17 protein-coding genes are annotated in these 14,517 nt (G+C 52.8%); 6 read left to right on the top strand and 11 right to left on the bottom strand.

Annotation, left to right across the window (positions count from 1 at the left end):
• Positions 1–12: 12 nt before the first annotated feature.
• From DW350_RS00755 to DW350_RS00745, 3 genes are all read right to left on the bottom strand, one after another.
• Positions 13–615 (bottom strand): 2OG-Fe(II) oxygenase, encoded by a 603-nt coding sequence (locus DW350_RS00755; RefSeq protein WP_115717030.1) that lies wholly within the window; start codon positions 613–615, stop codon positions 13–15.
• An 85-nt stretch (positions 616–700) separates the two neighbouring features.
• Positions 701–1,561, bottom strand: a complete 861-nt coding sequence (gene ubiA / locus DW350_RS00750; RefSeq protein WP_115717029.1) for a 4-hydroxybenzoate octaprenyltransferase — start codon at positions 1,559–1,561, stop codon at positions 701–703.
• Entirely contained in the window at positions 1,545–2,042 is a 498-nt protein-coding gene (locus tag DW350_RS00745; protein ID WP_192954764.1) for a chorismate--pyruvate lyase family protein, read from the bottom strand. The genes ubiA and DW350_RS00745 overlap by 17 nt, the downstream gene beginning before the upstream one ends.
• A 127-nt stretch (positions 2,043–2,169) precedes the next feature.
• On the opposite strand from DW350_RS00745, the gene DW350_RS00740 reads away from it, so the two are divergent.
• A complete protein-coding gene (locus DW350_RS00740) occupies positions 2,170–2,589 on the top strand; it encodes a flagellar basal body-associated protein FliL (RefSeq protein ID WP_115717027.1) in 420 nt (139 codons plus the stop codon).
• Here the strand turns inward: DW350_RS00740 and glpG are convergent.
• Entirely contained in the window at positions 2,586–3,413 is an 828-nt protein-coding gene (gene glpG / locus DW350_RS00735; protein ID WP_115717026.1) for a rhomboid family intramembrane serine protease GlpG, read from the bottom strand. The two genes, DW350_RS00740 and glpG, sit on opposite strands and share 4 nt — an antisense overlap.
• Positions 3,379–3,717: a thiosulfate sulfurtransferase GlpE gene (gene glpE, locus DW350_RS00730; protein ID WP_115717025.1), complete on the bottom strand. Its 339-nt coding sequence runs from the start codon at positions 3,715–3,717 to the stop codon at positions 3,379–3,381. Before glpE ends, glpG begins: the two co-directional genes overlap by 35 nt.
• 111 nt (positions 3,718–3,828) lie before the next feature.
• On the opposite strand from glpE, the gene DW350_RS00725 reads away from it, so the two are divergent.
• On the top strand, positions 3,829–4,833 hold the full coding sequence (locus DW350_RS00725; RefSeq protein ID WP_115717024.1) for a substrate-binding domain-containing protein: 1,005 nt from the start codon (positions 3,829–3,831) through the stop codon (positions 4,831–4,833).
• Positions 4,834–4,864: 31 nt separating this feature from the next.
• The gene (locus tag DW350_RS19915; RefSeq protein WP_503487521.1) at positions 4,865–4,930 is read left to right on the top strand and encodes a hypothetical protein; all 66 of its coding nucleotides are present in this window, start codon (positions 4,865–4,867) and stop codon (positions 4,928–4,930) included.
• Between the two features lie 11 nt (positions 4,931–4,941).
• Here the strand turns inward: DW350_RS19915 and DW350_RS00720 are convergent, their stop codons facing one another.
• From DW350_RS00720 to DW350_RS00700, 5 genes are all read right to left on the bottom strand, one after another.
• Complete coding sequence (locus DW350_RS00720) at positions 4,942–5,934, bottom strand: GGDEF domain-containing protein (RefSeq protein WP_115717023.1); 993 nt, start codon at positions 5,932–5,934, stop codon at positions 4,942–4,944.
• A 127-nt stretch (positions 5,935–6,061) separates the two neighbouring features.
• Positions 6,062–7,156, bottom strand: coding sequence for a glycosyltransferase (locus DW350_RS00715; protein WP_226911363.1), 1,095 nt, complete (start codon positions 7,154–7,156; stop codon positions 6,062–6,064).
• A 209-nt stretch (positions 7,157–7,365) separates the two neighbouring features.
• On the bottom strand, positions 7,366–8,391 hold the full coding sequence (gene tdh, locus DW350_RS00710; protein WP_115717021.1) for an L-threonine 3-dehydrogenase: 1,026 nt from the start codon (positions 8,389–8,391) through the stop codon (positions 7,366–7,368).
• A 33-nt stretch (positions 8,392–8,424) separates the two neighbouring features.
• Positions 8,425–9,615, bottom strand: a complete 1,191-nt coding sequence (locus DW350_RS00705; RefSeq protein ID WP_115717020.1) for a glycine C-acetyltransferase — start codon at positions 9,613–9,615, stop codon at positions 8,425–8,427.
• A 107-nt stretch (positions 9,616–9,722) separates the two neighbouring features.
• Entirely contained in the window at positions 9,723–10,364 is a 642-nt protein-coding gene (locus DW350_RS00700; protein WP_115717019.1) for a TetR/AcrR family transcriptional regulator, read from the bottom strand.
• 73 nt (positions 10,365–10,437) lie between these two features.
• Between DW350_RS00700 and rfaD the strand changes: the two genes are divergently transcribed.
• From rfaD to DW350_RS00685, 3 genes are read left to right on the top strand one after another with little or no spacing between them, the layout of a single operon-like run.
• Positions 10,438–11,385, top strand: coding sequence for an ADP-glyceromanno-heptose 6-epimerase (gene rfaD / locus DW350_RS00695; RefSeq protein WP_115717018.1), 948 nt, complete (start codon positions 10,438–10,440; stop codon positions 11,383–11,385).
• Entirely contained in the window at positions 11,382–12,395 is a 1,014-nt protein-coding gene (gene waaF / locus DW350_RS00690; protein ID WP_115717017.1) for a lipopolysaccharide heptosyltransferase II, read from the top strand. Before rfaD ends, waaF begins: the two co-directional genes overlap by 4 nt.
• Entirely contained in the window at positions 12,392–13,141 is a 750-nt protein-coding gene (locus DW350_RS00685; RefSeq protein ID WP_115717016.1) for a glycosyltransferase family 2 protein, read from the top strand. Before waaF ends, DW350_RS00685 begins: the two co-directional genes overlap by 4 nt.
• Here DW350_RS00685 and DW350_RS00680 read toward each other — a convergent pair.
• Positions 13,125–14,219 carry a glycosyltransferase family 4 protein gene (locus DW350_RS00680; protein WP_115717015.1) on the bottom strand — a complete coding sequence of 365 codons (1,095 nt, stop codon included), beginning with the start codon at positions 14,217–14,219 and terminating at the stop codon, positions 13,125–13,127. The genes DW350_RS00685 and DW350_RS00680 overlap by 17 nt on opposite strands.
• Between the last annotated feature and the right edge of the window lie 298 nt (positions 14,220–14,517).

Raw genomic sequence — 14,517 nt, 5'->3', positions numbered from 1 at the left:
GAGCGGCTTTTTTTATAACAGGGCGTGGCCATCGCGGCGGAACCAGCCAGCAATGGAATAGCGGTCATCTCCGGCCGGAAGCACTTCGTGGGGAAACGCTTCCGATAAAAAACACACCAAGGTCCCCGGCTCGGGTGTCACCTTGGTCAACAATGTATCGCCGCTGTTATATACCGCCAGCTCACCACCGGCACCTTCGGGCCACCAAGCATTAAGGTAAGTGACTGCCGACACCACCCGGTTAGAGCGGCCACGAAAGGCATCAACGTGCTTTTGGTAAAAGTGCCCCTTAGGGTAATGGGCAAAGTGGCACTCGTAGTCGTTTAGGCCCAAAAACAAGCTGCTGTTAAGGGCTTGGCGCAAGGCTTCCATTTGCGCCAAATACAGCCCTTGCTGCTGTGACAAACCGTCCAGCCAAAGGGTTTGGTCGTTACGTACCTGCGTTAGCTGCTGGTGGTCGTCAGCGCGACCAATGCCGGCCAGGGTCATTTCGTTGCGGCGCACCAAGAGTTCTGCGCGCAGCGCTTGGCGAAGCGGTTCTTCCAGCCAGTTGCGGATCACCACAAAGCCATGTTCGGCTAAACCATCAACAACAGCAGCTAATTTCGGGTCCATCAGTGGCTCCAACCAATAAGGCCACGAAAGCTAGAGCGTTCGTGGCCTGCTGACAATTCTAAATTTTCATCGTTACGACAAATAGTTAGCGATGCATCAGGTACTCAACGTAAATGCCTAGCGCGATCACCATGCCGGCGTAGTTGTTGTTTAAAAAGGCGGTAAAGCACGCAGCCCTTTCGCGGTTACGCACCAGCCATTGCTGGTGAACGAACAGCACCCCCATCAATAACACGCCGATGTAATAAGGCAAGCCCAAGGCGGCAGTGGTGCCCGCTTTTAGCAGCAGTAGCAAGGTTGCCAGCTGCAACAGGCCGGTGATCAGTTTGTCGGAGCGGCCAAAGAGAATGGCCGTGGATTTCACGCCGATACGGACGTCGTCGTCACGGTCGACCATGGCGTAAAAGGTGTCGTAAGCCACCGTCCATGTAATGTTGGCCGCAAAAAGCCACCAGATAGACTCGTCAATACGGCCGGTTTGCGCAGCCGCCGCCATCGGTACTCCCCAGCCAAACGCCATGCCCAGCACCACTTGTGGCAGGTGGGTATAGCGCTTCATAAAGGGGTAGATAAATGCCAACCCCAGCGCCACCACCGACAGGGCAATGGTGTAGGTATTTAACGTCAGCACCAAGGCAAAGGAGATTAAGCACAGCATGCAAAACAGCACCAAGGCTTCGCGGCTACTAACGGCGCCTGTTGCCAACGGCCGCCCGGCGGTACGTTTGACCTTGCCATCGACCTTGCGGTCCGCAAAATCGTTGATAACGCAACCTGCCGAGCGCATCAAAAATACCCCGGCGAAAAACACAAAGGTTACCCAAGGGTCCGGCATACCGTCCGATGCCATTAATAACGACCACAAGGTCGGCCAAAACAGCAACAAGGAGCCGATAGGCTTGTCGGCCCGCATCAGCTGTAGATAGCTTTTATATTTTTCCTTCATCTTGTTCCCGGGAAAGACTAAATACGGCGGGCAAAAACGCTTCCATGACCCAAACTGGCCACTGCTGCGCATGGTAAAAAGGCGAACAACGCGCCCACAATGGTTGGGCTGCTAGCCCTAACTCTTTGCCATTTATTTGGGTTAGCAGAATATCTCCGCGCTGCCAGCGGCTATCGTTAAAGAGTCGCTCACCCAAGGGCTGCTCACCTAAACTGGCAAAAGGATGCTGCTGCCCTGCCCACACACTTTTGGCAAAAATGCACGGTTTATCATCTGCTTCTAAAATCACAGTGCGCTCGGTAACCTCGGCTGGCAAACCCAACCAACGCTGCGCAGATTGGGCTAGCGTTAAGGGTTGCAGCGACTGTAATCGGACCTGGAAATGGTCGCTACGTTGTTTTAAGCGTTGCGTTAGCGACGCCGGAGAGCGCAACCAATCGCGCTGTTCGGCATCCAGCTCCTGGATTTGAGCGTCCGACATCCAATGCCAATCAAACCACATGCAGTAAAAAGGCTTTATTGAGGGTGCCCCATGATAGCACCCGCATCTAGCGAGCCAAGTGCTTTACTGGCAAAGTATTTAGCGCCATTTAATCAAGGGGACTGAAATGCGTTACCTGCTACCACTTTTGCTTTTCACTGCTTCGGCCTTTCCTATGCTTACCCAGGCCGCCGAAGAAGGCGATAAAGCTGCAGCACCGGTGGTGGATTACGGTTACTACGGACTGGAACCGGACATCATTACCAATTACATCAGCCAGGGAGGCCGGCTGGGCTATATCCGCGTTGCAGTTCAACTGATGGTGAAAGACAAAACCAAGCTGCCGCTGGTGGAACACCACGCACCGCTAATACGGGATGCCTTAATTGAAATTTTGGGCAATCAGAATGGTGACGATATCAAGTCGCTGCAAGGGCGAGAGCAGATCCGCCAAGCCTGCCTCAAGGCGACACAAAAGCTGATGGAAAAGGAGACCGGCGAACCCATCGTTTCCGATCTCCTCTTTACCAGCTACCTCTACAACTAAGCCTGGCCTCGTTTAAAAGGTAAAGCCGCCAGCGCACAACCGGCGATCAGGCCCCAAAGGTGGGCCTGATTGGCAATGGGCAGCCCCATGCCGATAAAACCGAGCCCCAACCAGACCAGCATAAAAATCACCAGTGGCGTCGGCAGCATTAAGCCTCTTCTGGGGTACATCAAGCCCGAGATCCAAAAATAGCCAAAGAGCCCGTACACCACCCCCGACAAGCCACCAAAAGCAGGGCCTGACACCAAAAACTGCGCCAAGTTACCGGCAAAACCGGTTACGACGGTGATAAGCGCCAAATGCAGGCTGCCTTCGCTTTTTTCCAACTTACCGCCTAAATCCCACCACCACAGCAGGTTAAAACCAACATGCAGTATCGAGAAATGCAGCAAAATCGGCGTCACCAAACGGTAGGCGTTGGCAGGTGTGACGGCGTCCAAACTGGCGGGAAACGCCAAAGCGTTATAGACGGTGGCATAACCCATGGCCCAAGACAGGTACACCAACAGGCAAACCGCCAGCATGACAATGGTTAATGGCCCGGCAACCAGCCGTAACTTGGCTTGATGGCGATAACGAAAGGGCGATGGCCGGTCAGCGCCACTTTGCCAACTGGCAGAGCGGTAGATATCGGCCATCGGCTGGCTTAAAAACTGCTGCCAAGCGGCTTCCACCCAGTCAGGAGTGGGCTCTGCCACTTCCACTGCCACATTGTTGCCATAAGGGATCAACCGGGCTTTAACGCCGCGGTTAGCCAGATAATCGACAAAGCCTTGAGCTAGGCCAGGATTAGGAAACTGCCCCAGGATCTTGGTCGCGGACATAGGGATATACTCTGCTCCAGGCTTCAAAACCACCGTCGAGGCTATACACCTCTTCAAACCCCTGCTGCACCAAATATTGGGCGGCACCTTGGCTGGATACACCGTGATAGCAACACACAATCACCGGGGTATCGAAATCCGCCTGGGCCATAAACTGATTTAACGTGCCGTTAGTCAAATGAAAAGCGTCTTCAACATGACCATTGCCAAAACTGGTTTCGTCACGAATATCAACGAGCCTTGCCTGCCCGTCATTGAGCTTTTGAAACGCTTCATCAATTGATATATGGGCAAACTGCTCCATACAATACCTCTCTTAATTTGCTGCCTTAGCATACCGCTAATTCGCTTTGGGCGTTAACTTGCCCTACGGTTTTGGTTAAGCTTTGGGCAGAGCCTTAGCAGGATAAGTTTCATGGCCACCATAAAAGATGTCGCCAGTAAGGCTGGTGTCAGTATTTCTACCGTATCGCACGTGCTCAATAGCACCCGTTTTGTGGCAGAAGCAACCAAGGAACGGGTATTTCAGGCCATCAAGGAGCTTAATTATGCCCCTTCGGCGGTGGCCCGCAGTCTTAAGGTTAACCGCACCCGCACCATGGGGATGCTGGTCACCACCTCCACTAACCCCTTCTTTGCCGAAGTGATCCGTGGCGTAGAAGAAAGCTGCGCCGCCCAAGGCTACACCTTGATTTTAAGTAACTCGGGCGGCGAGCCTGAGCGCCAACAAGCCAGCCTAAAAATGCTGATTGAAAAGCGCGTCGATGGCATCTTGGTGATGCTTTCTGAAGACGCCAGCGATGTGTATAAGCTGCTGGGCACCCACCCGGAGCTGCCGCAAGTGATCATGGAATGGGGCGATACCCAAGGCGACATTTACCGCATTCAGGATAACGCCGAGCAGGGCGGCTATTTAGCAACCAAGCACCTGATAGACAAAGGCCACAAAGACATTGGCTGTATCACCGGCCCGGCCAATAAAAGCCTTACTGTGGAGCGCCTCTCGGGCTTTCGCCGGGCCATGGTAGAGGCCGGGCTTAACATCAATGAAGATTGGTTATTAGAAGGAGACTTTGAGCCCGAAGGGGGTTTTGCCGCCATGCAAAGTCTGCTCAAGCAACGCAAGCGCCCAACCGGGCTTTTTGTGTTCTCTGACCCCATGGCATTAGGTGCCATCAGCGCCGCCCACGTGGCAGGGCTGCATGTGCCGGATGATTTATCGGTTATCGGCTATGACGATGTGCCGATGGCCAATTTCTTCAGCCCGCCCTTAACCACCATTCACCAACCTAAATATCGCCTTGGCCAAAAAGCCGCGGCTATTTTGCTGGCCAAGGTTAACAAAGAGGAAAGTGACAGCAAGGTGCTGACCTTGCATCCAGAGCTGATTGAGCGGGGGTCTGTACGTGAACTGGCTTAAAAAATGCCTGGCTCGCTACGATGCCTGGGCCATGCGTTGGGGTTTGCACCCCATCTATAAACGCAGCTGCGTACCGCAAAAAAAAGAGCCTGAATAACAGGCTCTTTTTTATAAAGACATCGGCATCACCCGGTTACGGCCCAGCCGTTTGGCTTCGTATAAAAGCGCATCGGCTCTGTCGACCAACTGCAGGCTTTGCTCACCTTCCTGCCCTTCTGCCACCCCGAGTGACGCGGTGATGTTGTCAATTTTGCGGCCAGTACGTTTGTCCGTCACCGACACCTTGGCAATCAGGGTACGCAGGCTTTCAGCCTTGCGGCGGGCCACCTTTAACGGCTCGTTAAGCAGCACGGCAAATTCTTCACCGCCGAAACGAAAGGCCCTTGCCTCATCGCGTACAAACTGGCTAATTTGCCGCGCCGTGGCTTTCAGAACCTGGTCACCCACCAAATGGCCATAGGTGTCGTTTATGGCCTTAAAGTGGTCTAAATCAACCAAAATCAGCGATGCTGGACCATTGATATCGGCAAGGTCCATATCAAAAGCGCGGCGGTTACGCAGGCCGGTTAACACATCAACCAGCGCTTCTTCGCGGCTTGTTGCCAATGCGGCTCTTAGCCTGCCGACTTCGTCTTCGGCTTCAATAAGACGGTTGTGCAGATGCTCGGCGCTGCCATTGATGCGATTAGCATCTTTTACCAGACTGCGCACCTCATCGATAACCGAATCTAGGCTAATGGCGCCGGTTTCAATGCCTTGCAAACGGCCAAAACGCTCGTTCAAGTTGCGCTGAAATTCGGCGGTATCTTGGCGGGTGTCATAGAGGGTGGAAGACAGCTCCTGACCTAAAGCCTGCAGGCTGTCATTCAGGGTTTGCGTGTCTTGCCAGTGGCTATCAGCCAAGTGGGTTTGATAAAGCAGCGTTGCCGAACTGGGGCTGAGCTCGCCTTGTTTTAAGGTGGCATCAACCGCTTGATTAAGCTGAGGGTTTTCAGCACTCACATACACATACCAGAGGCTGTAATGCTCAGGTGTTGGCGGCAGCCGATACTTAGACAGCAAGCCAAGGGTTTTTTTGAATATATCGTAGACGCCACTCATCTCTGACTAATCACGTTGTTGATAACTCTCAACCAGTGTGGATGCCATCGCCCGAAAGATCAGGTTAGAGGCGGTATTTTTTTCTCAGTATTGGCGGCCATAACCTTTTAAAAAACTTCCACAGCCTTTAACGCTGCTGATGAATGGCCATTAACTTCTCAAGATTTTGGTACATATCAAATTTGCTTTGCACCAAGGCCTTGCCGCCGTCAATCAGCCGTTGGCGAAGTGCTTTGTCGTCGATAAGCCGTGCCAATTGCGCCGCCATCTGCTCCACAGAAAACGCCTCAGCCAACAGACCAGTTTGCTCATCTATCACCACTTCCGGGTTAGATGAGGCGTTAAAGGCCACCACCGGCACACCAAAATAAAGCGCTTCAATCAAGGTATTGGCACTGCCTTCGTACTTGGAGGTAAAGGCGAGCATATCAATACTGTTCATAAAGCCGGCCATATCACTGACATGGCCCAATAGGCTGATGTCATTGGCAAGGCCGTTGTCTTTGATAAGTGCTTCTAGCTCTGCGCGCTTTTCCCCTTCACCCGCAATAACAAATCGCACCTGCCGGCCGCTTTCTTTAAGCCTTTTACAAATATCGACCAGCCAGTGCTGGCCTTTTTGGTCAACCAAGCGGCCAACGTTGCCAATGATGATTTCATCACCCTGTTTTGCAAACAGCCGCTGGTTGGCTGGGGGCAGGTTTGGGTCAACGCCGTTGTAAATAATGCAGGTCTTGTTGGTCGGGAACCAAGATTCGTTGCCTTTCACCATCTTGTTGATGATTTCTTCTGAGTTACCCACGATGTGGGTCAGCACCTTATTAAACAGCCATTTGTTCACGATACTGCTGCTGGGCTTTTTCGGCATACCGCGGCGATAAACTATCTGTTTGACCCCAGCAAGTTTGGCTGCTACCCCGGCAAATTTGGCATCAGACGGCAGGTTGAGGACCACGGTACTGACCTGGTTTTGCTTAAAAAAGGCCACCAATTTTTGCAGCTTAAAGGGATTGAGCAGGCTCAGGTTGCCAACCGAGAGGGTGAAAGGGGAAAAGCCTTGCTCGCTGGAAGCCGCAAACAAGGCAGAGCCGCTGTTGGTAACCATCAAGGTCGGCACGCCTTGCTCTCTAAAATAGCAAGCCGTTGCTAGGTGCCATTTTTCACCGCCGCCCCACTGAGCATTGGTATTTACAAAACAAATTGCGCTGTTTGCTGCTGTCACGGATAGCGATTTCCCACGATAGGCTCTGCCGTTATTAGCGACAAAGGGGCCAGCGCGCTTTATTGGCGGCGGCTGGCATATAGGCTTTGGGCGAAAAGATATCAGATCCCGGCAGCAACCGCTGCCCACCGCAAGCAAAGCGCATTATTTGCCAATATTCAAAGCATTAAAAAAGGCCCAAAAGGGCCTTTTTTTAACAGCGAGCGCGATCACTGCCAGTCGAGAATAACCTTGCCACTTTGGCCAGAGCCCATGGTGTCAAAGCCCTGCTGGAAGTCATCCACTTTATAGTGATGGGTGATGATAGGCGTGAGATCGAGACCAGATTGCACCAAAGAGGCCATTTTGTACCAGGTTTCGAACATTTCCCGGCCATAAATGCCTTTGATAACCAGCCCTTTAAAAATCACTTTGTTCCAGTCAACGGCCATATCGGAAGGCGGAATACCCAGCATGGCAATTTTGCCGCCGTGGTTCATGGTGTCGAGCATCAAACGAAAAGCAGACGGCACCCCCGACATTTCCAGGCCTACATCAAAGCCTTCGGTCATGCCCAGCTCTTTCATCACGTCCTTGAGGTTTTCCTTGGCCACGTTAACAGCGCGGGTAGCGCCCATTTTACGTGCCAGCTCGAGGCGATATTCATTGACGTCTGTTATCACCACATGCCGGGCGCCCACGTGTTTGGCAATGGCGGCCGCCATAATACCAATGGGGCCAGCGCCACTGATAAGCACGTCTTCACCCACTAAGTCGAAGCTCAGCGCGGTATGTACGGCATTACCGAAGGGGTCAAAGATGGCGGCAACGTCATCGGGAATGTTATCCGGCAGTTTGAAAACGTTATAAGCCGGAATAACCAAGTATTCGGCAAAGGCGCCCGGGCGATTTACACCGACGCCCGTGGTGTTGCGGCAAAGGTGCACGCGCCCAGCGCGGCAATTGCGGCAATGGCCACAGGTAATATGGCCTTCGCCGGAGACCCTATCGCCCACCTTGTAACCACGGACTTCATCGCCAATGGCAACGATTTCACCCACGTATTCATGCCCTACCACCATGGGTACCGGAATGGTGCTTTGCGCCCAGTCGTCCCATTTGTAGATGTGCATATCGGTGCCGCAGATGGCGGTTTTTTTAATTTTGATCATCACATCGTTGTGGCCCATTTCGGGTTTGTCCACATCGACCATCCAGATCCCTTCTTTGGCATGCTGCTTAGCAAGTGCTTTCATTGCTGACTCTCCAAAACCCTTGCGTGATTACCGTTAAATAACGCCCAGTTCTTTACCTACGGCAATAAAGGCGTCAATGGCCATGTCCAATTGTTCGCGGCTGTGGGCTGCGGACATTTGGGTACGAATACGGGCTTGCCCTTTCGGCACCACCGGGAAGCTAAAGCCAACCACATAAATGCCTTTTTCGAGCATTTTGTCGGCAAAGCTTTTCGCCAGTTTGGCATCCCCTAACATCACCGGAATAATAGCGTGGTCTTTACCCGCCAAGGTAAAGCCGGCGGCGCTCATGCGCTCGCGAAAATACTGGCTGTTATCCCACAATTTTTGGCGCAGCTCGCTGCCATCCGCCAGCATGTCCAGCACCTTGATAGAAGCGCTAACAATGGCCGGGGCCAGCGAGTTAGAAAAGAGGTAAGGACGGCTACGGTTACGCAGCATGTCGACAATTTCTTTACTGGCGGCGGTGTAACCGCCAGAAGCGCCGCCCAGCGCCTTACCCAGGGTGCCGGTAATGATGTGCACCCGGTCTAAACAGTGGTGATATTCGTGCACGCCGCGGCCACCTTCGCCAACAAAGCCAACGGCATGGGAGTCGTCCACCATGACAATGGCATTGTACTTTTCGGCCAAGTCACAAACACCGGGCAGGTCAGCAATGATGCCGTCCATCGAAAAGACGCCATCGGTGGCAATCATTTTAAAGCGGGCGCCAGCGGCATCGGCGGCTTTAAGCTGCTCTTCGAGGCTTGCCATATCATTGTTTTTATAGCGAAAACGCTTGGCCTTACAGAGCCGCACGCCGTCGATAATGGAAGCGTGGTTCAGCTCGTCAGAAATAATGGCGTCTTCGGCTCCCAGCAGTACTTCAAAAAGACCGCCGTTAGCGTCAAAACAAGAGCTGTAAAGAATGGCGTCTTCCATACCAAGAAAGTCGGCCAGCTTTTGCTCCAGCACTTTATGGCTGTCTTGGGTGCCGCAGATAAAACGCACTGACGCCATACCGAAGCCATGGCTGTCGAGGCCGGACTTGGCCGCTTTGATGAGTTCAGGATGATCGGCCAAGCCTAAGTAGTTATTGGCACAGAAGTTGAGAACGTCTTGGTCACCAACGTGGATAGCCGCTTGCTGCGCGCTGGTGATAATACGTTCGTCCTTGTACAGACCTTCATCTTTCAGTGTGGCCAGTTCCTGGCGCAGGTGATCAAGCAGATTGGCACTCATCGGTGGCTCCGGAAATCGATTTCGGGGGCTATTGTAGCGAATAGACAGGTAAGAAACAGGGGCCAAGACTAAACAGCCAGACACTTTTGTCTGGCTGACAAAAAGCACTAGCGGGTGCGCTGGGCCAAACGCCGATAATGGTCTTCCAAACGGGCAATGGTGTCTTTGGCATCCGGCGCCAAATAGGGGCGAATAAGAAATAAAACCTTCAGTACCCCTTGGTAAATCACCGGCCGGGTAATGGCTGCATCGATAGCCTGGGTGGTTTGGTAGCTTATCCAGAAGGTCACCATGATTTTCACGGTGTGGGCCAAATCGGGCAGGTCGGCTTCGTCGATGGCCAAAATACCTTCGCTATTAAGGGTATGCAAAATGGCCACCACCCGATCGGCCAGCTGCGTTTGCACCACAAAGTATTCCTGATGCAGAGCCGGGTTGCGGGCCAAAATGTCGGGCAGGCTGGCGTAAAAAAAACGAAACTCCCACATGGTGTAGAAAACACCGTCCAAATAAGACATCAGAACATCAAGGGTTGGGCCGTTTTCTTTAGGGGTAAAAGCCGTTTCGAGGTGGCGGACATACTCGCCGAAGATGGCGTGAACAATGTCCTCCTTATTGCGGAAATGGTAGTATAAGTTGCCTGGGCTAATACCTAGATGCGCGGCAATATGATTGGTGGTGACATTCCTTTCACCCTTTTCATTAAATAACGCCAGGCTAGCTTTTAGAATTTTATCTCTGGTTTTCACGCGCTTAGGCCTTTTAGCCGAACTGACCAGAGTCTACCATGTCGCCAATGCGCTTGGCACACAGGGGAATTTGATGATCATCGTAACGGGCGGCGCCGGCTTTATCGGCGCCAACATCGTCAAGGCGCTCAACGAGCGTGGCTACAAAGACATACTGGTGGTGGACGATCTCACCGACGGCACTAAGTTTAAAAACTTGGCTGACTTGGATATCGCCGACTACCTAGACAAGGACGATTTTATCGCCCGTATTGTCTCCGGTGACGAGTTCGGCCCTGTTGATGCTATCTTCCACGAAGGCGCCTGTTCTGCCACCACCGAGTGGGACGGCAAATTCATGATGGAGAACAACTACGAGTACTCCAAAGAATTGCTGCATTGGTGCCTAGAACGGGAAGTACCCTTCTTGTACGCTTCCAGCGCGGCGGTTTATGGCGGCTCGGATTCTTTCCGTGAAGAGCGCGAGTGCGAAGAACCCCTCAATGTTTACGGCTATTCGAAATGGCAATTTGACCAATACGTGCGCCGCATTCTGCCCGAGGCAGAAAGCCAAGTGGTGGGCTTTCGCTATTTCAACGTTTATGGCCCGCGCGAACAGCACAAAGGCAAAATGGCCTCTGTTGCCTTTCACCTGCACAACCAATTGTTAGACGGCAAAAATCCGCGCCTGTTCGAAGGCTACGACGGCTACCCAGATGGCGGCCAGCAGCGCGATTTCGTTTATGTTGGCGATGTCTGCAAGGTCAACCTGTGGTTTATGGACCACCCGCACCTGTCCGGTATTTTTAACCTGGGCAGTGGCCGCGCCGAACCTTTCCAAAACGTGGCCGACGCGGTAATTAAGCACCACGGTAAAGGTCAGGTTGAATACATCCCCTTCCCTGACGAGCTAAAAGGCCGCTACCAAAGCTTCACCCAGGCCGATATCAGCAAGTTGCGCACCGTCGGTTATAAAGAGCCGTTTCATACCGTCGCCGAAGGGGTGAGTGCCTATTTAAAGTGGCTTGACGCCAAGGCATGAAGTTTCTGGTAATTGGGCCATCTTGGGTTGGCGATATGGTGATGGCCCAGGCCCTTTTCATCGACCTGAAAAAACGCTACCCGGAGGCGGTAATTGATGTGCTGGCACCGGGCTGGTCGCTGCCAATTATCGCCCGTATGCCCGAGGTTCGCCGCGGCATTGCCGCCCCCTGGGGCCATGGCAAACTGAACCTTATAGCCCAGTGGCAACTTGCGCGCGAGTTAAAAAAGCAAGGCTATAACAGGGCCCTTATTCTACCGCGTTCATTCAAGGCTGCCTTAATTCCCTTTTTTGCCGCCATTACCGAGCGGGTGGGTTTTTCCGGCGAAGGGCGCAGCTTTATGCTGACCGATGCCCGCAAGCGCCGCCCCACTCGCCAAGGCCACACCGTTACCGACAAAACGGTGTGGCGTTACATGGCAATGGGCGTTAGCAAAGAAGCATACCAACGTTACCAGTTTACGGTGCCAAGCCCGGCCCTTGCCATTGATAAAGCCAACATCAAGGCAGTGATGGCCAAGCTGGCTCTGCCCATCGATAAACCCGCCATCGCCATTTGCCCCGGCGCTGAATACGGCCCATCCAAACAGTGGCCGCTGGAAAACCACCGCCACCTTGCTGCACGTTTGGTTGAAAACGGCTACCAGGTTTGGGTGTTGGGTGGCCCAAAAGATATCGACGCGGGCCAGGTCATTAGCGACGGCCAAGAAGGCGTTTACAACCTGTGCGGGAAAACCCGCCTGGAAGACACCGTGGACCTTTTTTCCCACTGCCACAGTGTGGTTAGCCACGACTCGGGTTTAATGCATGTGGCAGCCGCAGCAGGCGCCAAGGTGGTGGCCATTTACGGTTCCACCAGCCCCGATTTCACACCGCCGCTAACCGATAACGCCACCATAGTGCGCCACCCCATTGAATGCAGCCCCTGCTTCGAGCGTACCTGCCGTTTTGGCCACTATCAGTGCTTAACAGGCATTAGCGTCAACCACGTGCTGGAGAATCTTGAATGAAGTTGTCGGCGGTGATCATCACCAAAAACGTTGGCAGGGATTTACCCAATTGCCTTAACAGCCTCGATTTTGTTGATGAGATAGTGGTACTCGACTCCGGTTCTAGCGACGACACCCTGGCGCACGCCAAAGCCGCTGGCGCCCACATTTATCACACCGATGATTGGCCGGGTTTTGGCCCGCAGCGCCAGCGCGCGCAGCGCTATGCCAAGGGCGAATGGGTATTCTGGATTGACGCTGACGAAGTGGTTACGCCGGAGCTTAAAGCCGGTATTTTGGCCGCCATTAACAATGACGCTCGGCAAGTGGTGTACCGCGCCAACCGCCTGACTGACTTTTTTGGCCGCTTTATTAAAACCTCAGGCTGGTACCCCGACCGCATCGTGCGGCTGCATCGCAATAGCGAATTTCACTACGACGATGCCCTGGTGCACGAAAAAGTTGACTGCAAAGGCGCCAGCGTCAAAGACCTGCCTGGGCACCTTCTGCATTACACCACCGGCGACCTCACCAGCTACCTGCAAAAATCGGTGCGTTACGCCAACGATTGGGCCGAAAATAAGGCGCGTAAAGGCAAAAAAGCCGGGGTGGTGTCCGCCATACTGCACAGCTTATCGACGTTCTTGCGCAAGTTTGTGTTCCAGCGCGGTTTTATGGACGGCAAGCATGGCTTTTTATTGGCCGTATTTGCCGCCCATTATTCCTTTAATAAATACGCAGCGCTGTGGCTTAAAACGCGCCGTTGACGGTGTCTTCAATCACCTTGGCAAGATCACGGGAAGACTGCTGAACGGTGAAATGCTCGCCAATACGTTGGCGGGCTTTTTGGCCCATGTCTTTACAAAGCGCCCTGTCGTTATAAAGCCGCGTAACCCCATCGGCCATGGCGTTAACGTCCCCTGGGGCAATTTTGATACCACTGATGCCATCTTCAATCAGCTCAGCACTGCCACCGGTATCGGATACGATAGGCGCCACGCCGTAAACCATGGCTTCAATCACCGTTTTCGGCAGACCCTCGCGCTTGGTTGATGCCAAGATAGAGACATCACATGCGGCAATAATGGCCGGTGCATCTTTTCGAAAACCGGCCAAGTGAATACGGTCTTTCATTGGGCTTGCCGCAATCATCGCTTGTACTTCGGGTTTATCCATACCGCCGCCCACCAGCAGTAAATGGATGTTGGCGTCTTTGGGTAAAAGGTGGGTCATTTCCATCAGTACCGGCAGACCCTTACGGGGCCGCAAGTTAGCAACTGAGCCAATAACAAAAGCGCCTTCGGGAATGCCAAACTCGCTCAAATCAACGGGTATATCGTTATACCAGGCTAAATCGTGGCCCTTATAGACGGTACAAACCTTATTTTTATTACCCCAAACATGCGCTCGTAAATCGTCTTCGGTGGCTTTTGCAACACAGACAATACGGTCGACACTGGGATGCAGGTGCGTGAGATAACCGGTGGGGTTCCACTTTTCAATATTGCCGGTTTGGCCACGGTAGGTCAGCACTTTTACCGGCAAGCCAATGGCGGCAAAGTTGGTGTTACAAATGGCTTTGTTATTAAAGCAATACACGGCGTCAAAGCCACCGTCTTTAAGCACCTGGCGAATATATTTAATGCTGGCCAGATTAAATTTTTTATCGGGATGATAGGGGTGCACCTTAACGCCCATTTCTTCAAAGCGCTGAACATACTCAGCGTCGCCTTGGGTCATCACTTCCAGGTCGATGCCGTAATCCTTAAGGCCAATCAGCATTTCGGCCTCAGGGCGAACTGAATTCCAGGTGTCTTTATAGGAACTGATCACCAGTACCTTCATGGCGTTATCTCCCCCTCAAAATTGCCGCAAACCTTACCACATGGCCTGACCTTGCCGTAGTACTCCAACACAACCTTGCTTGAGATGCTGTTCATATCAATGAAAGTGATTACGCCTTTGGTAAAGCAGGGTTACCAAATGACAACTAAATTTGTGAAGGCAGCATCCGAAACAGTTAAAACAACGTATTTAAAAGCGACCTAAAGCAGCAACACATCAAATCGGTTGGCGGTTAACGCCGCTGCCACGCAGCAGTACCTCATCCTTCAACGGTATGCGTTTACTCGACCCAACGCGG

Source organism: Gallaecimonas mangrovi (assembly GCF_003367375.1).
Taxonomy (GTDB): Bacteria; Pseudomonadota; Gammaproteobacteria; order Enterobacterales; family Gallaecimonadaceae; genus Gallaecimonas; species Gallaecimonas mangrovi.
Note: the sequence above shows the minus strand (reverse complement) of the source record. Positions and strands in the feature narration are given on the sequence as shown.